Source organism: Halomonas sp. 111 (genome assembly GCF_052379685.1).
Classification (GTDB): Bacteria; Pseudomonadota; Gammaproteobacteria; order Pseudomonadales; family Halomonadaceae; genus Vreelandella; species Vreelandella citrativorans.
In genome coordinates this window covers 37,628-58,374 of the sequence record NZ_JBQSYV010000002.1, presented here as the reverse complement: position 1 = coordinate 58,374, position 20,747 = coordinate 37,628, and the positions used below count along the sequence as shown (strand labels likewise).

Annotated in this window: 18 protein-coding genes; 2 read left to right on the top strand and 16 right to left on the bottom strand. The window is 53.2% G+C overall.

Annotated elements, in window-relative coordinates; translation table 11 throughout:
* Position 1: 1 nt before the first annotated feature.
* The 4 genes from tamB to ACT3T7_RS01660 are packed head-to-tail and all read right to left on the bottom strand — an operon-like array spanning position 2 to position 8,385.
* Positions 2-4,336, bottom strand: coding sequence for an autotransporter assembly complex protein TamB (gene tamB, locus ACT3T7_RS01675; RefSeq protein WP_444629870.1), 4,335 nt, complete (start codon positions 4,334-4,336; stop codon positions 2-4).
* A 9-nt stretch (positions 4,337-4,345) separates the two neighbouring features.
* On the bottom strand, positions 4,346-6,199 hold the full coding sequence (gene tamA, locus ACT3T7_RS01670; RefSeq protein WP_444629869.1) for an autotransporter assembly complex protein TamA: 1,854 nt from the start codon (positions 6,197-6,199) through the stop codon (positions 4,346-4,348).
* A 56-nt stretch (positions 6,200-6,255) separates the two neighbouring features.
* The gene (locus tag ACT3T7_RS01665) at positions 6,256-7,083 is read right to left on the bottom strand and encodes a hypothetical protein (RefSeq protein ID WP_444627232.1); all 828 of its coding nucleotides are present in this window, start codon (positions 7,081-7,083) and stop codon (positions 6,256-6,258) included.
* A gap of 9 nt (positions 7,084-7,092) precedes the next feature.
* Positions 7,093-8,385, bottom strand: a complete 1,293-nt coding sequence (locus ACT3T7_RS01660) for a nucleotide sugar dehydrogenase (RefSeq protein ID WP_444629868.1) — start codon at positions 8,383-8,385, stop codon at positions 7,093-7,095.
* 204 nt (positions 8,386-8,589) lie between these two features.
* Here ACT3T7_RS01660 and ubiG point away from each other — a divergent pair, with 204 nt between their 5' ends.
* Both ubiG and ACT3T7_RS01650 read left to right on the top strand, forming a co-directional pair.
* Positions 8,590-9,333 carry a bifunctional 2-polyprenyl-6-hydroxyphenol methylase/3-demethylubiquinol 3-O-methyltransferase UbiG gene (ubiG, locus tag ACT3T7_RS01655; RefSeq protein WP_444629867.1) on the top strand — a complete coding sequence of 248 codons (744 nt, stop codon included), beginning with the start codon at positions 8,590-8,592 and terminating at the stop codon, positions 9,331-9,333.
* Positions 9,334-10,008 (top strand): HAD-IA family hydrolase, encoded by a 675-nt coding sequence (locus ACT3T7_RS01650; RefSeq protein WP_444629866.1) that lies wholly within the window; start codon positions 9,334-9,336, stop codon positions 10,006-10,008.
* Between the two features lie 117 nt (positions 10,009-10,125).
* On the opposite strand, the gene ACT3T7_RS01645 is transcribed toward ACT3T7_RS01650, so the two are convergent.
* From ACT3T7_RS01645 to aspS, 12 genes are all read right to left on the bottom strand, one after another.
* Positions 10,126-10,887, bottom strand: coding sequence for a YciK family oxidoreductase (locus tag ACT3T7_RS01645; RefSeq protein ID WP_444629865.1), 762 nt, complete (start codon positions 10,885-10,887; stop codon positions 10,126-10,128).
* Positions 10,888-10,920: 33 nt separating this feature from the next.
* Positions 10,921-11,715, bottom strand: a complete 795-nt coding sequence (gene ybgF / locus ACT3T7_RS01640; RefSeq protein ID WP_172116613.1) for a tol-pal system protein YbgF — start codon at positions 11,713-11,715, stop codon at positions 10,921-10,923.
* Positions 11,716-11,762: 47 nt separating this feature from the next.
* A complete protein-coding gene (gene pal / locus ACT3T7_RS01635) occupies positions 11,763-12,308 on the bottom strand; it encodes a peptidoglycan-associated lipoprotein Pal (RefSeq protein ID WP_172116612.1) in 546 nt (181 codons plus the stop codon).
* Between the two features lie 40 nt (positions 12,309-12,348).
* Positions 12,349-13,641: a Tol-Pal system beta propeller repeat protein TolB gene (tolB, locus tag ACT3T7_RS01630; protein ID WP_444629864.1), complete on the bottom strand. Its 1,293-nt coding sequence runs from the start codon at positions 13,639-13,641 to the stop codon at positions 12,349-12,351.
* Positions 13,641-14,831: a cell envelope integrity protein TolA gene (tolA, locus tag ACT3T7_RS01625; protein ID WP_444629863.1), complete on the bottom strand. Its 1,191-nt coding sequence runs from the start codon at positions 14,829-14,831 to the stop codon at positions 13,641-13,643. The genes tolB and tolA overlap by 1 nt, the downstream gene beginning before the upstream one ends.
* Positions 14,824-15,258 carry a protein TolR gene (gene tolR / locus ACT3T7_RS01620; RefSeq protein WP_444629862.1) on the bottom strand — a complete coding sequence of 145 codons (435 nt, stop codon included), beginning with the start codon at positions 15,256-15,258 and terminating at the stop codon, positions 14,824-14,826. The genes tolA and tolR overlap by 8 nt, the downstream gene beginning before the upstream one ends.
* Before the next feature lie 11 nt (positions 15,259-15,269).
* The gene (gene tolQ / locus ACT3T7_RS01615) at positions 15,270-15,965 is read right to left on the bottom strand and encodes a protein TolQ (RefSeq protein ID WP_172116608.1); all 696 of its coding nucleotides are present in this window, start codon (positions 15,963-15,965) and stop codon (positions 15,270-15,272) included.
* 88 nt (positions 15,966-16,053) lie between these two features.
* Positions 16,054-16,464, bottom strand: coding sequence for a tol-pal system-associated acyl-CoA thioesterase (gene ybgC, locus ACT3T7_RS01610; RefSeq protein WP_172116607.1), 411 nt, complete (start codon positions 16,462-16,464; stop codon positions 16,054-16,056).
* Complete coding sequence (gene ruvB / locus ACT3T7_RS01605; RefSeq protein WP_172116606.1) at positions 16,461-17,498, bottom strand: Holliday junction branch migration DNA helicase RuvB; 1,038 nt, start codon at positions 17,496-17,498, stop codon at positions 16,461-16,463. The genes ybgC and ruvB overlap by 4 nt, the downstream gene beginning before the upstream one ends.
* Positions 17,499-17,562: 64 nt before the next feature.
* On the bottom strand, positions 17,563-18,168 hold the full coding sequence (ruvA, locus tag ACT3T7_RS01600; RefSeq protein WP_444629861.1) for a Holliday junction branch migration protein RuvA: 606 nt from the start codon (positions 18,166-18,168) through the stop codon (positions 17,563-17,565).
* A gap of 68 nt (positions 18,169-18,236) precedes the next feature.
* On the bottom strand, positions 18,237-18,761 hold the full coding sequence (gene ruvC / locus ACT3T7_RS01595; protein ID WP_406565413.1) for a crossover junction endodeoxyribonuclease RuvC: 525 nt from the start codon (positions 18,759-18,761) through the stop codon (positions 18,237-18,239).
* Positions 18,762-18,917: 156 nt separating this feature from the next.
* Positions 18,918-20,699 carry an aspartate--tRNA ligase gene (gene aspS, locus ACT3T7_RS01590; protein ID WP_444621658.1) on the bottom strand — a complete coding sequence of 594 codons (1,782 nt, stop codon included), beginning with the start codon at positions 20,697-20,699 and terminating at the stop codon, positions 18,918-18,920.
* Between the last annotated feature and the right edge of the window lie 48 nt (positions 20,700-20,747).

The following is a 20,747-nucleotide window of genomic DNA, read 5'->3' as shown; positions in this document are numbered from 1 at the left end:
ATCACTCTCTATTCGTTTCGTGCTGAATCACCGGGTTGCCTCGGCGAGTAAAAGTATAAATCAAATCAATCGCTTGATTAGTACCCGATACAGCTTGCACGTATAAGTTACGCCATAGCGTATAGCGAACGGTTAGCTCTGCAATGGGCGAGAAAATTCCCACACCATAGCTAATTCTAATGTCTTCGGTCAGCTGACCGCTAAGGGCAACCTGACTTTCATCCCCGGCGCCGGTTGTATCCAGCGCCAGGTCATCAATGCCAAATGATTGCCCAATAGAGCCGACAGCACCACCTACACGGCCTAGCGACATTCCGATCAACGCGGTTGTCAGTGCGCTGTCCATCCCACCACTTGAATCCTGGCTACGCCCGCGCAGTAAGTAGGAAAGCGCTTGTGTTTCCCCCATGGAAGGCTCAGAGAAAATCCTGACGTTAGGCTCTGCGGCACTTCCGGTAACGCGGACCCCAGCAATAACGTTATCTTCTGTTCTATCAGGATTACGTATTGCTTCAAAGTCCAGTGAGGGAAGCGATGGTGGACCACTAAACAGGAGTTGGCCACGGCGAATCAGCAAGTCCTGCCCAAAGGCCTGGAAACGCCCGTCAACCAGGTTTACACCCCCAAAAAGCTGAAGTCCACCGCTATCCTGGCGAACTTGAAGTGTCCCGCCCAAATCGGATTCCAGACCATAAGCGGAAATATGCATATCGCGACCTAGCGTCAGGTCAATCAATACATCAAGCGTCATGCCCGTTTGGCCTAGCTCCTCCGAATTACTAATCCCCCCATTTGCCGCGGCCCTTAGCGCGGCCTCTTCTGCCATGCGGTCGTCGCGCTCAGTAATGATGACCTCATCAGGGCTTGGCTCAATAGCGGACGAAGATCTGGAACCAATAACAAGACGGGACCACGGTAAATCAACATTACCGCGCACCTGTAAATGCTCGGGTGTAACACGTACCCGAATATCCGGGGCGACTTCTATACGACCAAATTGGGGCAGCACCAGAAGGACGGGCTCCTGAACTGCTTCAAGATCGACACCGATACGCCAATCATCTAGCGCTGGCCAATAGCTGTCGCCGGTAATGTTAAGCCGACCTTTTTCGGCTTCCACAAACCCATTGATATTCCCCTGCTCTCCATCAAATAAAAGCGTAAGTTCGCCATCACGGACGTCAACAGGGATACCTGGCCCATGAACATGCAGGTTGCGCAACGCTAACGCACCCTGTAAATCTGGCTGGCTTGTGGTTCCGCCAATGAGCACCCGCCCATCAAACTCGCCTTCAAGACGGTCTAAGCCGATGGCCATGGGTAGATAAGGTTCAAGCAACAGTTTATTCGCGCGTAGATCGCCCTCTAGCGTGCCCCGACCCATCGGGTCATCGAGGGTAAGAGCCAGGGTTAGCTCCCCCGCCTCAGAAAACGAGAGTACGATGTTGGCGTCTGCTTGCGCTTGATTCGCCTGCACCTGAACATTGAGGTCAATAGCAGGAAGCTGAACCGGCTGTCCATAATCGTTAACAGCGGTAATGGCGAGATTGCTTAGCAGTTCTACATCAGCCTGCCAGCGCGCTCCACCTTGACGCCAGTCAACAACCATATCGGCCGTTGTATCACCTTCAAACGTCCACTCTTCGGGCAGGAAAGGCTCGAGCATTTCCATAGGTACTTCGCGTACGCTTACCACCGCACGGCCCTGGTTAGCCGAGGCGTTAATTGGCTCTTCAGAGCACACCAGCCCGCCTTCCTCACGGCGCAAACAAAACGCGGAGAGACGCGCTTGGCCATTGGCGAGGTTGTAGCTTAGGTCCAAGGGTTCCTCCAGGCGAATAGTGCCCGCCTCGGAATCAATTCCCAGCGGTGTCAAACGGCCCTGGTAGACGTGGCGCTGTTGATCAAAGCGACCATTCAACGCCACTACCGCACGGCTTAATGGACTCTCTGGTTGACCTTGCACAGTCGCTTCAAGCTGGTGCTGGGAAAGTCGGCCGGTTAGGTTCAGGTCAACGGCCTCAAGATCCTGCCCGCCTGCAAAAATCTCTTTCAAGCCTAGCTGAACATCAAGTCTTGGATCCTCAAGCCCCTGCACATTAGCGTTAAGCGAGAGTTGCTGCACAAGGCTGTCGGTGAAGCGCAGATCACTGCCTGACAAGTCGGCAACAAGGGTAGGTTGCTCAAAACTACCTCCGGCCTGCAGGTTACCCGTTAATGTACCGCCCAACTCAGGCGAGAGCGTATTGAGTTCACGTAGGTCAATATCAGCCTTCAAGGACATTGCCCGCTCGCTTAGCTGGCCTGACGCGTGAAGTCGGTTGTTGCCCTGAGCGAACTGAAGTTGATGAATATCGATTTCCAGATTACTGTTAGCATCCAGCGCCGCCTGCAAGGTCAAGGGATAATCGCGAAGCTTGCCCTCAATATCGATGTTTGCCACGCTAACCGACCATACATCGTCTAGCTGGCGCACGTTGAGATCAATATCGCCGGTTAAGCTACCTTCCATTTGGTCAACAAAATTGCCGGGATTAAATTGATCCAACCAGACCTGTGCATCGACGGTTAACGGCGCTAACCAGTGGATACGCCCTTCGCTGCGCAGCCTGCTTTCTTCTACCTGCAGAACCAGCGGCTCCCAACGGAAGTGATTAGCATCGCCATCGCCTGTCAGTGTAACGCTAGCGCGAGGCAACTCAGGGCCATGCGCCTCAAGACTAACCTTCGCGTGGTAAGCCTCCATGCTGCCTTCCACCGTCAGGTCGACCGCCTCAGCCACATACGGCTGGGTACCGCTCGCACCGTCGGCCGCAGGTTCGTCTACCAAGGGCCATTGCAGTCGTTCACTTTGCAAACGCGCCTGGAAGGATAAATCGGGTGTTGACCAATCGACATGCCCCTCGCTGCGCAGCGTGTTTTCCCCCAGTTGCAGAACTAAAGGCTGCCACTGAAAATGGCCAACGTCTCCATCGCCAGTAAGTGTTACCTGAGTCGGTGGTAACTGAGGGCCCTGCGCGCGTAGGCTAACCTCGGTGCGGTAAGCCTCAAGACTGCCCTCTACCGTAAGGTCAACGGCTTCAATCACATAAGGCTCAAGAGCACTCTCGCCTGCTGGCGGCGCTGCCTCTACCAAAGGCCATTGCAACCGGTCGCTTTGTAGCCGCGCATGGAAAGGTACGTCGGGTGCTAATGCATCTACGCTTACTGCAAGGGATGCGGTTACCACCTCTGAGGCACTAAGCTCAGCCTGTAGATTGTTTAGCGGACCGGACAGCGTAAGAGCCAGTTTTTCCCCCCTTAATTCTGGATAAAGTTCGGGTAAAAACAGCTCGGCATTTAACTGCGCTTCCAACGGATAACTACCGGTTAAGCCCACATTGCCTACAAGAGTGGCTTCAACATCCTTGGTCACCACATCAAAAGATGTGATATCTACCTTACTTTCCTTCGTGCTACCCGCTAACTGCAAGCGCTCGATAGCGTATTCAAAGGCACCTGTCAGTTGTACATCGGTTACTGTCAGGTCGCTCACGCTTATATCGACAGGTAAAGCGATCTCGGGCAGCTCAATACGCTCTCCGTCAGCCAAGCGTTGCTCGGGCGACGGGGCGGGTAAGGCATCCTCTTGAGGCTGAGGCGTGGCCACGGCAATGGCGCCGTCAATGCCCTCAGCCGCTAGCGAGGTTTGAGCACCCTGCGTAAGCTGAACACCCGCTGAGGGCGGTAAATAAATGGCCAGCTGATCAAGATGTGTTGGCGCTAAATCAACGTTGCTCCACACGGCACTGGCAGATGATTCAAATGATGCCCATTGAATACGCGTACCATCCGCAAGCTGCACATTGCTATTATTGACAACCACCGAGCGCAGCTCGATAGGAAATGGCAGATGTAGCCGGAAAGGCTCGCCCGACGCTTGTGGCTCTTCAGGCGTGTCATCTGCACTCAAGCGCACATTTAATCCATCAGCGTGCAATGTATCCAGGCAGAGTCGTCCAGAGAGGAGGCAATCATCGGCCCAGGCAAGCTCAAGGTCAGCAATGTTGATCGTTAGATTGCCTAGATCAAGATGAAAGCCTTTTAACGTAAATTGTTCCAGTAATGCGCCGTCTTGTTGCTCGTAAGAAAAGTATCCTCGCTTCTCCCCTTGTGAGAATAAAAAATCAGTCCCCCAAGGCGATAATGCCGTACCCAGTAGCAGTGCTACTAACCCAAATAACCAAAGTGGCAGAACAATAGCCAGCCGTATAAGGCTCCATATCAATAACCACGCCCGGTGTCGGGATGAGTATGGTTGGCGCGTCGTAGAAGTAGAAGGTTCAACCTGGGACAAAGCGTACTCCTAGAATTCCGGGCCGATGGAGAAATGCACACGATATGCATCGTCGTTATCGAAGGGGTGCGCTACATCAAAGCGAATTGGCCCTACCGGCGATACCCAGCGGATACCCACCCCGGCGCCGGTTTTTAAATCGTGTGGACCCCAGTTATCGAACGCATCACCGGTATCCACGAACGTCGCCGCCCACCAGTCGCCCCTAACACGACGCTGATATTCAAGCGTCGAGGTAATCATTTGACGCCCGCCCTGCAAGCGACCCTCGTCGTTTCGTGGCGACAGGCTCTCATAGGAGTAACCGCGCACGCTGCGATCGCCCCCTGCGAAAAAACGCAGCGAGGGTGGAATTTTGGAAAAATCATCTGTTTCGATAGCGCCAATGCTTAGCCGTGCTAAAAAGCGATTATCGTTGTTAATAGTGCGGATAAATTCGGTATCACCGGTTAAACGCAAAAACTGGGCGTCTGATCCCCACACTGTGTCGGAATACTCAATCGAGAGCTGCTGACGGTCGCCCCAAAGAGGGAACCGCTGTGGCCGTGTCCGCGTTCGGGACCACTGGATGCCTGGATAAAAGAGCCAGACTTTGTCTGCCTCTCCCCCTTGAGTAAAGTCTTCATACGTTGTTCGAAAATACACCGACTGGATCCAGTCGTTGTCAAATTGCCAACGACGAGCCAGCTCAACAGAGCCTTGCATCGACCGGGTATCGCTATTATCAATATTGCGAACCCCGTACTGCAATCGATAGCTATCGCGGAGCGGGTCTTCAAGGGGAACGTTGTACACACCGGTAAAACGCTGTTCCGGCGCAGAAAGATAAAGGTCATGATTCAGGCTGTGACCTAAACTATTAATCCATGGCTGGTGCCAGCTAAAGCGTAAACGAGGTCCTACATCTGTCGCATAACCGATACCCACCTCAAACTGGTGACGGTTCGCAGGATCAACGTTCACATCAATGGGCAAACGAATATCGTCATTTTTATTGATAGTCAGTACGCTCGCCAGTGCCGCACTACTAATCCGCGGGCGCTTCGGCTGGGAAGCCGTGGCTGACTCCCACCAAGGCGAGGCTCCCCCCTCAGGAGGCGCAACCACCAGCTCTTGGGCCGTTGTCAAACGAGGGCGAATCGAAACGGATCGAAACCAACCGGTTTCAACTAAGCGCTGCGTATAAGAAGCAAGCGACTCCGCGAGATAGGGATCGTTATTCTCATACGTCTGCATGTTATGCAGGCGATCAAGAACAATGTGGCTCCCTGTGATATTGGTTTCACCAAACCGAAAGCGTGGGCCGCTATCAAAATCCATATAGAGGCGCGCACTTCGTAAATAAGGGCGCACTTCCATACGCCGTTTGGTAAAAGCCCAATCAAAGTAGCCACGTTCGATAGCTAACCCCGAAAACTGCGAACGCAATTGATCCCAGGGCGGCTGAACTAACGGGTCGCCTACTTTTAAGGGAAAGCTATCCAGGGCGTCTTTAAACGTAGGATCATCTTTGGCATCGCCATCAACATTAATCGCAAGCTCCTGAATTTCCACCCGAGGACCAGAATCAATATTGAGTACAACGGCAGGGTCAATTTGAACCTCAACGGTGGGCTCATAATAACCATAGACACGCATTGCCACTTTTGTACGGCTACGTATCTCACCCTCTAAACGAGTTTGGGTATATTGTTTTTTATCAATGCCCTCTAAATAGGCGCTGATATTATCTTCAACGTCGCCGTCAACACCGTTAATAGTAGCTGTTAACGCCAAAACTGATGGAACATAGGCAAAACTCAGAGGGAGCGCAATCAAATAAGCCATCCGAGTAGCTGAAAGCCAACGCCACTGTCTTCCCATACAATAAACTCCCTAACAAACTCTTTTGTTGGCGGTTATAGCCTGTTCCACTACTACTATCTAAGCATTTCTATTTGGGCGCTAAAAGCGAGTTGGGCCTGGCGAATTTGCCGTATATCACTTTCAAGGGTAGATAAACGCTGAGTCCACTGCTCTTCAAATGCTGCAATTTCATCACTTGGAGAGGATGAGTCTAACTGTAGCGTATTTAGCTGAGTGTCCAATTGATTAAAGCGCTCGCTCAAAGCAGCGATTTGCTCTTCCAACTGCCCTGTTACTGTTTGGTTTAACTGATTGACCTGCTCTTCCAGTGACGTGAGCTGCTGAGCGGTGGTTTGCTCCACATGATTAACCTCTTCAACAAGGTTTTGCCGACCGGATATGCCCGCCTGTTCCAGTGCATCCAGGGAGGTGCTAAACGCTGCCAAGCGGCGATCACGTAAAGCAGCCTGCTCTTGGTACTGGGAAAGGCGCTGATTAAACGACGTTATCATCTCATTGGATGGGCGCTCTTCGTCATCTGTCAGCGCACCATAAAGCTCTTCACGCGTATTGATTAACGCAACAGACAGCTGCTCCTGCTCTTGGAACAGCGTTGTCATCTGAGCCTGCACAAGCGCAATTGTATCCTGCACATCAGTATCACCTGAGTCCAACCGAGCATGAACGTTAGAGACCTCGCCACTGACGCGGTGGAGTTCGGTTAATAAACGCTCGCGCTCAAACCACAGCACGACAGCGGCGCCTGCGAGTAGCACACAGAACAAGAGCATTCCAAGCCATAAGGGCCATACGAGAGGCCCTTTTCGGTGGCGCAGATGCTGGGCCGTTAAGCTTTGGCCTACATCGGGAACAATACGTTGGGAAGGCGTCGGATTAGGCATGGCATTTTCTCAAAAAGACGTAGGGTCGGCGCGACGACCAATACCACGGTACTTTAAGCCGCAGTTGGCAACAAATGTAGGGTCGTAAATATTTCGACCATCTAACACCAGCTTAGCGCTGAGTAGCCCTGCAAGTCGATGCCAGTCCGGGTTCCAGTATGACTTCCACTCCGTAACCAGCATTAGCGCATCGGCACCTTCACACGCCTGATATGGGTCTTGATCAAATGTTTGAAGATCATCGCGCTGCCCAACAAGCTGATGTAATGCGCTAGTCGCGGCGGGATCATGAAGCTTTACCTTTACACCTTGTGCCCACAAAGCGTCTAAAAGCGTCAATACCGGCGCATGGTCGATACGTGCTGTGCCAGGCTTGAATGCGGCCCCCCAAATAGCGATCGTTTTACCCGCTAACTCGCCTTCAAAATGGGCCCAAAGTTTACGGAACAGCGTCTCTTTTTTCTGCTCATTAATGTCCATGACCTGTTCAAGCAACGCGGAGTAACGGCCGCTTTTTGACTGAACATCTGCCAGGCGCATTAAGTCCCGCGAAAAGTTGGGGCCACCAAAACCACAGCCGGGATACAAATACTCAAAACCGATACGTGTGTCGGCCCCCATACCTTGGCGAACATGCTCAACATCCACGCCTAGTGTATCGGCTAAACCGGCAATTTCATTCATGTAGCTAATTCGTGTGGCCAGCATGCCATTGATGGCAAGCTTGGTAAGCTCTGCCGCCCTACGCGGCATGGGCTGGAAAACTTCTTGGCGGCGATTGAACGCGCGTAAAAGCTCGCGTGCAACGTGCTCTCCGTGGGCATCATCACACCCAAGCAGCCAACGCGTGGGGCGAGTAAACGACGCCCAGGCACGCCCTTCTTCAAGCGTATCAGGCAAGGCCACGCTGCTATGCTGGCCTCGCATTAAATCATCCAAGCGCTCCGTTTCGCCGACCGGAAACGTAGAGTTATTAATTAACACGGCACCTTGCTGCAGACATAGTTCCGACTGTTGAAGCAGTGTGCTGGCGTCGTTACGCTGGCTTGGCGAAAGTGCAAGCCAGACAACATCAGCCGAAGACGCTTGAGATACATCATCAATCAGTACTAACGTGCCATCGGCCAATCCCTGCTGGATATGTGGCATTAGCTCCGGCTCACTGCGCAGCCAATCCACCTTCGAAAGAACCGTCCAGGGCGCACTCTGATGAGGTAACCACTCTACTTGATGACCTACCCAGGCTAATGCGGACGCTGCTGTCACCGCACTTAGTTCACTGCCGTAAAGAAATACTCGCATTTACCGAACTCCTTGTACGGCGGAAAAGCGAGAAAATATAGCCATAAGATTCATACAATGGTCCTTTTCATGCGTTCTGACCTGGGAGTGGTTAGAATGTCCATAATACTGAATGATTGAGTGGATGCCACTCGCACTTGATGCTAATAACCAGGCTGGATAGGAAAACACTATCCATTGCTGACTGACGATGGGAGTCAACACATGCAAGCGACACCTCAGGATAGCACTGCTGATCGCTACCAAGGCAACGTCGATGCAGCGGAAGTTGCTAAATTTGAAGCACTTGCTAGCCGCTGGTGGGACCCAAAGAGTGAATTCAAGCCGCTACATGAGATTAACCCCCTGCGCCTTAATTTTATTGACGCACGCGCCGGTTTAGCCGGAAAGCAGGTGCTGGATGTGGGCTGCGGAGGCGGTATCCTGAGTGAGTCCATGGCACATCGCGGTGCCAAGGTAACGGGCATTGATCTTGGCGAAGCGCCGCTTGGCGTTGCCAGGCTGCATGCAGAAGAGAGCGGCGTGTCCGTTGACTACCAAAATATTAGTGTTGAAGCGTTGGCTGCTCAAACCCCGGGACATTTTGATGTCGTTACCTGCATGGAAATGCTGGAGCACGTACCTGACCCCGTCTCAGTGATTCGGGCCTGCTGTGCGTTGGTACGCCCTGGCGGCTATGTGTTTTTTTCGACGCTCAACCGTACGCCAAAATCCTACGCATTTGCGATATTAGGCGCCGAATATGTCCTTAGGCTACTGCCCCGCGGCACCCACGACTATGCCAAATTTATTCGTCCGTCTGAAATGGCGGCATGGTCACGCCAAGCAGGCCTGGAAGTACGTGAGCAAACAGGGCTGACCTACAACCCTCTTACTCGTCGCTACCGCTTAGTGGCTGACGATGTCTCTGTAAACTACATGATGTATTGCCGCAAAGTGAGTCAATAGATGCCAACGACGCCACCGCTTGCCATTCTGTTTGATCTTGACGGAACCCTGGTGGATACCGCGCCCGATCTTGCTCAAGCAACGAACGCCCTACGCGCCCACCACGGGCTGGCGCCCCTGGCCTACGAGCAGATTCGTCGTCAGGTTTCCAATGGGGGGAGCGCGCTAGTCACCCTGGCGTTGGATCTTGATCACAAAGCCCCGGGCCATGATACCGCCCGCCAGTTTCTGCTCGATGCCTATGAACAAGCCGTAGCGGTGCATAGCCAAGTATTTATCCCGCTTGACCAATGGCTTATTGAATGGCACAGAAATCAACGGCCCTGGGGGATTGTCACCAATAAGCCGCGCCGCTATGCCGAGCCTTTACTCGCCGCATTAGCGCTGGAGCCCGGTGCGTTGCTGTGTGCCGATGACCTGAGTGTTAAGAAGCCCGACCCGGAACCTTTGTGGGAAGCGGCCCGTCGTTTGGGCGTCGCGCCGGAACAGTGCTGGTATGTCGGCGACCACGTACGTGATATGCAAGCAGCGAAAGCCGCTGGCATGACAGCCGTTGCGGTCGGATATGGTTATATCAGTGAAGAGGATGATTATCAGCAGTGGCCCGCCGACCTGTGGTTTGAAGAGTGCTCAATGCTGGTTGACGCATTAAACGCTTTTAATGATGCGGCGTAGTTAGCAGCTTTCACTACAGCTGGCGTAACAACCACCGTTAGGGCCTTGCTTTAAGGCTCTTTTTAAAGGCTCTTTTTTAAAGGCGCTGCATTCAAGCCCTAACGGTAGAATTAAGAATCAAACACGCGGCGGTTGCGCATCAAACTTTTGGCCGCTAACACCGGCACTATCGGGGCCCATTAGCCATAAATAGGTCGGCATAATGTCATTGGGCGTTCGAAGTGTGGCAGGATCTTCACCAGGGTAGGCGCTTCGCCGCATTTGAGTGCGGGTAGCTCCCGGGTTAAGGGTATTCACCCGGATATTGGTTTGATGCTCAAGCTCGTCGGCCAGCACTTCAACAAACCCTTCGGTGGCAAATTTGGAAACCGAGTAGGCCCCCCAATACGCGCGCCCTTTGCGTCCCACACTGGATGAGGTGAAAATAATGGAGGCGTCGTCTGATTGCTTAAGCAACGGTAATAACGCTTGAGTCATCCATACTGGGCCATTGATATTCACCTGCATGACCTGCTCCCATAGCTCAGCATCGTACTGCTCGAAGGGAGTAATCCGGCCCAGCAATCCAGCATTATGCAAAAGCCCATCCAAACGACCAAATTCTTTATCGAGCGTTTTTGCCATATCATCGAAGTCACTAAGCGTTGCGCCTTCAAAATTAAGCGGAAAAATAGCGGGCTGTGGCCCACCTAACGCCTCAATTTCGTCATAGACCCGCTCCAGCTTTTCGATAGTACGGCCTAGCAAGATAACGGTCGCACCGTGTTGCGCATACTGCAACGCTGCCGCACGACCAATCCCATCGCCGGCTCCAGTGACCAATACGACACGGTTTTCAAGCAATTGCGGCGATGCTTGATAGTCGATTTTGCAACTCATGATACTTCCTGCAAACAAACATTTAACGTGATATTACCCAGCCGACTGGCGAAGAAAATCATTGGCAAGCCCAGCCGCACTACTTTGAGGATAGTCGTCACGCACTTGCTCTAGCAGCTCACGGCTGCGCTCTGCATCGCCTTGACGTGCTTTAACCAAACCAAGTTTATAAAGGGCATCGGGCACTTTACTGCTGCTATCAAAGTCGGTAATAACCCGGCTAAAGGCCGCATCGGCATTATCAAGCTGGCCTTCAGCGGCATACAATTCACCTAACCAGTAATAGCCATTAGAGGTCAAGCTGGTATCAGGATGAGCAGTGACGAATTCATCAAACGCTTGAATTGCCTCTTCAAATTGGCGTGCCTGAACATGGGCAAAGGCAGCCTGATAGTCCGCCTGGGCATCATCACTCACGTTACGTGCTGAGGGTGCACTGATAACTTCTTGAGCGGCCTCAGGTTCAACCTGTGGCGTAGACTGCTCTATGGGCGTAGATCCACTGCTCATTAGGCGGTCTTCGATATCCAGATACTGCTGCTGCGATTGGCGACGCAATTGTTCAAGCTGATGGCGCAACTCTTCAATTTGGCCACGCAACTGTTGGATTTCCTGCGTGTGCGCTTCCACCTGGTTGAACAGCACAAGGTTGCCACCGGATGCTTCCTGACGCTGAGTCTGCTGATAAAATCCGCTGGAATTACCGGAAGAAAGATCCTGGACCAGCGGCTGCTGGGCAATAGCTGCAAGGGGCAATACGGACAGCGGGAGCACTAAGGCTCCCGCACCGCACAGCCTCTCAAAACAGCGTTTGAGACTGTGATTCATGACGACTCCGTAGACAAAGTCGGCGTGCCGTTTACACGCCGTCAATATCAGTAATTAAATACAACGCGACGGTTTTGGGCATAAGCATTTTCGTTATGACCATTTACTGCCGGACGCTCTTCGCCATAGCTTACAACAGTCATTTGTGAAGGAGAAACGCCTTGGATATTCATGAAACGCTGAACAGCGCGTGCGCGACGCTCGCCCAGTGCCATGTTGTACTCCCGGGTACCACGCTCATCGGTATGTCCCTGTAACACAACCTGGGCACTCGGATTAGCACGCAGGTAGCGTACATGAGCCATTACCGCAGATTCATACTCGCTCTTGATAGCATCGCGGTCATAATCGAAGTAAATCGTGCGTACTTCAGGAATGCGAGAGTCAGCTTGTTGACCAGCGCCTGTACCTGAGCCGGTAGTAGAGCCATATTGACCACCGGTACCCGCACCAGAAGTGCCAGCGCCCGTGCTGCTGCCATTCTGGCTTCCGTAAGAATCCCCATCCTGGGTTCCGCCGGTGCTGGAGCAACCAGCAATCGCTACGATAGATAACGCTACGGCCAATGAGCGAGCCAACGGCTTAAGTTGCATAATCAGACTCCTTGCCTGAAAAAAATAACACGATAGATCATTAGTTTAAAAACGGTGACCATGCGGGGTCACGTACTTCGCCTTGAGCAGCAGGAAGCCGGAATGACGATCGCCCGTCGGCAGAAACGGCACTTAGCACCCCATTGTTACCCTCTTGGTTAGCGAAGATTACCATGGTCCCGTTCGGCGCAACACTAGGAGATTCATCTCTTATCGAATCGCTTATTACGACCAGCCGCCCTCCATCCAAATCCTGGCGCGCGACCTGGTACCCTCGGCTGGAACGGTGAATTAAAAAGATCTGATCGCCGTCCGGAGAGTAGCGCGCACGGGCATTATAATTGCCGGTAAACGTCACGCGGCTTGTCTCGCCGCTACCTAACGAAAGTTGGTAAATCTGAGGGCCGCCGCTACGATCAGAGGTGAACAGCAGGCTACGACCATCCGGTGACCAAGCGGGCTCGGTGTCAATGCTATTGCTGTTGGTAACGCGTTCTACCGAGCGGTTAGCGATATCCATGATATAGATTTCAGGCTGCCCATCCTTGGATAACGACATAGCGATACGGCGACCATCGGGGGACCACGTGGGTGCACCATTGATACCGTCAAAGGATGTTGCCATGACACGCTGACCGGTGGCGATATCCTGGATATAAATCGCTGGGCGCTCCGTTTCAAAGGAAACATAAGCAAGCTTGCGTCCGTCCGGCGACCAAGTGGGCGACATAATCGGTTGATCAGACGTTAATACCTGCTGGCTATTGCGACCATCAGCATCGGCTATATAGAGACCGAACTGCATGTTATCGCCAACCCCTTGGGCCGTTACGTAAGCAATGCTGGTTGAGAAAGCACCGCGTATATCAGTAATCGCCTCAAATATCTGGTCGCTGATGTAGTGTGCCGCACCACGCAGATCATCGGCATTCGCTGTGACGGTTTCGCCAATCATCCGGCGCTGGCCACTGACATCCATCAGGTCAAACTGTAGCTGATAGCCGTTGTCCGTTTGCTCGGCACGCCCAACGACCAGATAACGCACGTCCAATGACCGCCAGGTCCCAAACTCAACGTCATCCGCTTGGTTTGGTTGGTCAAACATGGCACTACGCTCTAGCGGTGAAAATAGACCACTACGTTCAAGATCATCCTGAATGATTTGAGCAACATCTTCCGACATGCCCTGATTGCCTGCGAAAGGCACCACCCCAATGGGTAATGCCTGGTCGCTGCCCCGTGTAATTTCGATGGTCAAGTTTGCATTCGCAGCTGCGAAACCACTTACTAGCAGTAGTACGCAAAATAACCACACTTTCCTTAGTTTTTGCATCAGCGAACATCCCCCGGGGTAAATCGCAGATTAAATTGACGTAAGTTCCGCTGCTGTTCCGCAGGTAAATCTCTTAATTCACCAAACGGTGCAGCATGTTCAACGGCTTGCATGGCAGATCGATCAAATGCACTGTCGCCACTAGATGTAGCAATTGACGTTGCAAGTAGCTCGCCCGAAGGGCCTAAACGTATTTGTAGCGTAGCACTCAATGAGTCGCTTGCTCCAGGTGGGATCAACCATGCCTGTTCAACCGCTCGACGCACAATATTGATAAAGCTATTGGCGGCCTGCTGCGCTTGCTGTGCATTGGCTGCTGCTTCCGCCTCACCTTCTAACTGGCGCTGCATGGCGGCTTCCGCTGCGGCAGCAGCTTGGCGTTCAGCTTCTTCACGAGCACGCTGCTCTTCAGCTTCACGTTGACGCTCTGCTTCGGCTTCTGCCTGAGCCTCTGCTTCAGCCGCTGCCTGGGCTTCTGCTTCAGCCGCTGCCTGGGCTTCTGCTTCAGCTGCTGCCTGGGCTTCTGCTTCAGCTGCTGCCTGGGCTTCTGCTTCAGCTGCTGCCTGGGCTTCTGCTTCAGCTGCTGCCTGGGCTTCTGCTTCAGCTGCTGCCTGAGCTTCTGCTTCGGCTTCTGCCTGAGCTTCTGCTTCGGCTGCTGCCTGAGCTTCTGCTTCCGCCGCTGCCTGAGCCTCTGCTTCCGCCGCAGCTTGGGCTTCTGCCTCACGGGCTTGAGCTTGCGCCGCCTGTTCTTGCGCTAGTCGTTCGGCTTCCTCAGCGCGGCGTTGCGCTTCGGCTTCTGCTGCGGCTTGGGCTTCTTCCAAAGCTTGTTCCTGCGCTTCAGCTTCAGCTTCAGCGGCAGCCTGCTGCTCGGCCTCTTGGTTATCCGGCTCTGGCTCAGCTACCTCCGGCTCACTCACTTCCGGCTCAGGAACAGGTTCAGTTGAACTGTTCATTGCCGCCTGCTGTTCAGTTACCTGCTGGGCCTGATCTGTGAACGTCTCGGTACTCACAAACGTGGCCTGAACAATGGATGAAGAGTCAGGTTCCGGGGTTGAACTGGGCCAATTGATAAGGCTAAAAACAATAATAGCCAAATGCACAGCGACCGCGAGGATGATTGGCAATGTGTAGCCAACGTCTTGCGGGTCATGCGGCGCAGCAACGGTTACTTGCGGCTTGCCCTTACTCATCTTGCGGTGGCTCTGAAAGCAGTCCTACGTTTTCAACGCCCGAGCGCTGGAGCGTACTCATGAGTAGAACAATTTGTCCATACTGTACGCCTTGGTCGCCACGCACCATGACGGGCGTGCCCGGGCGACGTTGCAGTATGGCCGAAACGCGTTCTGATATTTGCTCAAGCGAAACGGCGGTTGAATCCTCACCCAGCGTAATAAAATATCCACCTTCACGATCCACCGAAATAATGATCGGGTCACTGTCCTGAGTATCGATCGGTTCGGATGACACCTGAGGCAAATCCACCTGAACGCCTTGCGTTAGCATCGGAGCGGTAATCATAAAAATGACCAGCAGTACCAACATAACGTCGATAAAGGGGACAACGTTAATCTCCCCCATCGGCTTACTTTTGCCGCTGCGATTGAACGGACCTTGCATGGCTAACTCCCTTAACTGGCGCTAGGCTTGCCATCACGGCCTTGCAAATTACGATGCAAGATAGCGTGAAACTCTTCGGCGAAGTCTTCATATTTACCGAGTAAGCGAGACGCACTGTTAGATAAGCGGTTATAGAAGATAACAGCGGGAATAGCCGCGAAAAGCCCCATAGCGGTCGCAATGAGTGCCTCGGCGATCCAGGGCGCTACGGTTGCCAGTGTCGCTTGCTGGGTCATTGATAGGGACTGGAAAGAGCCCATGATGCCCCAGACGGTACCAAACAAGCCGATATAGGGGCTGGCAGAGGCAACCGTTGCCAAAAACACCAAGTGTTGGGTCAGGCGGTCTTCTTCGCGTGACCAGGCAACGCGCATGCTGCGCTGCACACCTTCAAGCACGGTGTCGGCATTGTGAGTTTTTGGCATTAGTCGGTTGAATTCACGAAACCCAGACTGAAAGATATGTTCGGCGCCATGGCGCGGGTCATCAGCTGGTATTTCTCGGTAAAGTTCGTTTAAGTCGACACCTGACCAAAACGACTCTTCGAATTGGTCGTATTCCCGCTTGGCGCGGCGCAGCGCAATACTGCGCTGAAAAATCACCACCCAAGAGAGGACTGACCCCACCACCAGGAGTAGCATTACCAGCTGTACAACCGTGCTGGCATTCATAATCAGGTGCGGGATGGACATGGTGTTATCGTTCACAGGTGCCCTCATCAATCAATGATTGCCGGTCAAGCCCGACAAGTAGTGGTCTCTAAATTACGAAACCGCAGTGTTAAGAAATCGACTGTTAAGAAATCGCTAACGTTTGTAGCTGGGACTGAAAAAAAGCGGGCCAGGCTTTGGGCCGCATCCGTTCAGCGCTCAAGCACGCTATCTCGACTGTCGCGCTGCATAGGAGTTCCTCACCGCGCATTACAAACTGCTCAAACGTTACTCGGCATCGCCCTATATCAATGACCCGTGCGGTTATCTCTAGCGCTTCGTCCAGGCGAGCCGGTTTCGCATAGTGACAGGCTAAGCGATATACCACTAGCTGCGTGCCCTCGTCTAGTAACGTTTGCTGGTTGAGTCCTTGCTCGCGCAGCCACTCACTGCGCGCTCGCTCCATAAACTTCAAGTAGTTAACGTAGTAGACAATGCCACCAGCGTCAGTATCTTCCATATAAACACGTAGAGGCATTGAAAACGAAGTACTCATGGGCGACGCTCCCCCTCCATATCAACCGAGTGCTCGTTGGGAACGCGGTTAAAGTGCCGCCATGCCTGACGCGTAACGGTACGTCCGCGCGGCGTGCGCATCATCAGCCCTTGTTGAATAAGATACGGTTCAATGACATCTTCTATCGTTGTGCGCTCCTCTCCAATGGCGGCCGAGAGAGAGTCGACGCCTACCGGGCCGCCTTCGAACTTATCGATCATCGCGAGCAGCAGCCGCCGGTCCATGTGGTCCAGACCATAGTGATCCACATTGAGCATATTAAGCGCCGCATCCGCCAATGCCACGTCTACGGTGCCATCCCCTTTAATTTCTGCGTAGTCACGCACTCGGCGCAGCAAGCGATTGGCAATACGTGGCGTCCCTCGGGAGCGCCGGGCAACCTCAACCGCGCCTTCATGGTTGGTTTTTACACCCAACAGGCGAGCTGAACGGGTCACAATTTCAGTGAGTTCTTCGAGATTATAAAACTCAAGCCGCTGAACGATCCCGAACCGATCACGTAGCGGTGCTGTTAAAAGACCTGCGCGGGTCGTCGCCCCCACCAGCGTAAAACGCGGCAAGTCCAGCTTGATGGATCGTGCAGCGGGTCCTTCACCAATCATGATATCCAGCTGAAAGTCTTCCATGGCGGGATAAAGGACTTCTTCAACGGCGGGCGATAACCGATGGATCTCATCGATAAACAAGACATCGCCTGGCTCAAGGTTGGTCAGCATGGCAGCCAGGTCGCCTGCACGCTCCAATACGGGACCGGACGTTGACTTAAGCCCTACGCCCATTTCTGTTGCAATGATGTTGGCCAGGGTGGTTTTACCTAGTCCTGGTGGGCCAAATACAAGAGTATGGTCAAGGCTCTCTTCGCGTAATCGGGCTGCGCCAATAAATATCTCAAGCTGCTCGCGAACCCGTGGCTGGCCGATGTAATCATCCAGCCGCTTGGGGCGAATGGCATAATCAATCCGCCCTTCTCCCTGTTCTGGTTCAGCCGCTATCAACCGATCATGTTCTAACATAGATGCTCTTTTTGAATATCTGGCGATCTGCTTGCACTGGGTGACGGCAAAACGGCGACCGCTATCAACCGCTCATTCGCCGTGTTAACGCTGCCTTGATCAAGGCCTCTGCCGATTGTTGTGGGTCAAGGTCTGAGAGCATTTTACTGGCTTCGGCTAGCTTGTAGCCCAGACTAACGAGTCCGGACTCGGCATCGGCCAGGCTATTACGGCTCGGTTGCCCATTGGTGGTTTCCAGGGCAAGCGGCGCGTCAGCACCTTGCTCCCATTCAGGAAAACGGTCACGCATTTCGATAATAAGTCGTTCGGCGGTTTTCTTGCCAACACCGGGCAGCTTAGTTAACGCCTTACTGTCATCATCACGAACACAGCGCATGAAGGCATCTTCATCCATTCCTGACAAGATCGCCAACGCTAGCTTGGGGCCTACACCGTTGACTTTAATCAGCGCCCGAAAAAGAGCGCGTTCGTGCTGTCGCGCAAACCCGTACAGCAGGTGGGCATCATCACGAATGGTTAAATGAGTATACAGAGATGTGCTTTCGCCTAACGCAGGAAGCGAGACAAGCGTATTCATTGAAGTCTCAAGCTCATAACCCACGCCATGAACGTCAATAACGATCCAGGGCGGTTGTTTTTCCAGCAAATAGCCACTTAGACGTCCGATCATAAATACGCTCGCGATAGTAAAAACAGACGGTTACTATAATGCTACTCTGTACAAGTGACCAGTGGTCGTTAGAGTCGCCAGCGCCCTGTAGAGGCGCGCCGCCCGCGCCCACGAGGCGTACTGGAAACTGCATTGTTGGTATAAGCGTGGGTTAATGCGATGGCCAAGGCGTCTGCCGCATCCGCTTGAGGTGTGGCAGACAGCGTTAAAAGCGCGGTCACCATGTGCTGAACCTGTTCTTTATCTGCGCCTCCCTGCCCGGTTACCGCTTCCTTGATACGCCGCGCGGCATATTCGGCGACGCTTAGCCCGTGGTTTGCCATACATACCAACGCAGCGCCACGCGCTTGCCCCAGCTTTAGCGCTGAATCGACGTTTTTAGCCATAAAAACGCGCTCTATCGCAGTATCTGTGGGTGTGTACAACCCCACTACTTCGCTTAGTCCTGCGTATATTTGCGCCAAACGCTGCTCCAGCGGCCCTTCTGAGGTGCGAATGCAGCCGCTAGCAACATAGCTGGGTTTAACACCGACAAGATCGATAACACCATAGCCAGTAATTCGAGACCCAGGGTCGATGCCTAATATGCGCACGGGTAACGCAGCGCCTGCTTTATCCATTAACGTTTATCCGCTCAAAGTTACAAATTCGACACCACAAAAAGCACTGATACAAAAACACCGACGCCGGGGCGTCGGTGTTTTTAGCCATTGTGCAACTCATAGCCGTTACATCAAATAGCGTCAGGCTTACTCGCTGGCTGCTTCAGGCTTGGCTTTTTGACGCAAGCGGATATTAAGGTCTTTCAACTGGTCTGGGCTAACCTCACCAGGTGCATCTGTCATTAAGCAAGCGGCGCTTTGCGTTTTCGGGAAGGCAATAACTTCACGAATGGTGTTGGCACCGACCATTAACATCACCAAGCGGTCCAGGCCAAAGGCCAAACCACCATGAGGCGGTGCACCGTACTGAAGTGCGTCCAGCAGGAAGCCAAACTTCTCTTGGGCTTCTTCTTCGCCAATACCCAGAATCTCAAACACCGTGCTTTGCATGTCTTGATTATGGATACGGATAGAGCCGCCACCCAGCTCGGTACCATTGAGCACCATATCATAGGCGCGTGAAAGCGCTTTTGCCGGGTCAGCCTTGAGCTCTTCCGGCGAGCAGGACGGTGCGGTGAACGGGTGGTGTAACGGGCTTAAGCGACCATTATCATCCGCCTCAAACATCGGGAAATCGACCACCCACAGCGGTGCCCACGCTTGGGTGTACAGATCAAGATCAGCACCCAGCTTAACGCGCAGCGCGCCAATGGCTTCGTTAACGATGCGCGTTTTGTCGGCACCGAAGAAGATGATATCGCCATCTTCTGCGCCAAGACGATCAAGCAACTCTTCAACGATGTTTTCCATGAACTTGACGATAGGCGACTGAAGCCCTTCAAGTCCTTTAGCACGCTCATTGACCTTGATCCAGGCCAACCCTTTCGCGCCGTAGATACCCACGAACTTGGTGTATTCGTCGATTTCCTTACGCGAGAGCTTGGCACCGCCCGGTACTTTAAGCGCGGCTACTCGGCCATCATCGGCACTGGCGGGGCCAGAGAAAACCTTGAAATCGACCTGTTTCATCAGGTCGTCAACGTCGGTCAGTTCAAGCGGAATACGCAGATCGGGCTTGTCTGAACCAAAACGGTCCATAGCTTCTTGCCAGGTCATGCGCGGAAATTCTGACAGTTCAACGTTCAGCACTTCCTGGAAGAGCTGACGAATCATGTCTTCAGTGATGCTCATGATGTCGTTTTCTTCGACAAATGACGCTTCGATATCAATCTGAGTAAACTCAGGCTGACGGTCGGCGCGCAGGTCTTCGTCACGGAAGCACTTGGCAATTTGATAGTAACGATCAAAGCCCGCCACCATCAGCAGCTGTTTAAAGAGCTGTGGAGACTGAGGCAGTGCAAAGAAGTTACCCGCATGCGTACGGCTAGGCACCAGGTAGTCTCGGGCGCCTTCGGGCGTCGCGCGCGTTAGGATCGGCGTTTCGATATCCAGAAAGCCCTGGTTTTCCAGGAACGCACGGACGTTATGCGAAATGCGCGAGCGCAGACGCAGTTTTTCGATCATGTCGGGGCGACGCAGATCAATATAGCGGTGCTTCAGGCGAACTTCTTCGCCCACCTTGCCATGCTCATCAAGCTGGAACGGCGGTGTGGCCGCGGTGTTCAGCACTTCAACGTCTTTGGCTAGCACCTCAATCATGCCGGTGGGCATATTGGGGTTTTGGGTACCTTCTGGGCGCAGCCTAACGCGGCCGGTAATACGCAGAACATACTCACCGCGCGCACGATCAGCATTAGCAAATGCATCAGCAGTATCCGGGTCTACCACAAACTGCGCGATGCCATCACGGTCACGCATATCGAGGAAAATTACCCCGCCGTGGTCGCGACGACGGTGTACCCATCCGCAAACGGTGACCGTTTGATCTACCAATGTCTCGTTTAGCTGGCCGCAATAATGGCTGCGCATGTCAAATCCTGTTCTGTTTCGTGGCAAATAAGGTGTCTTGGGCCAACC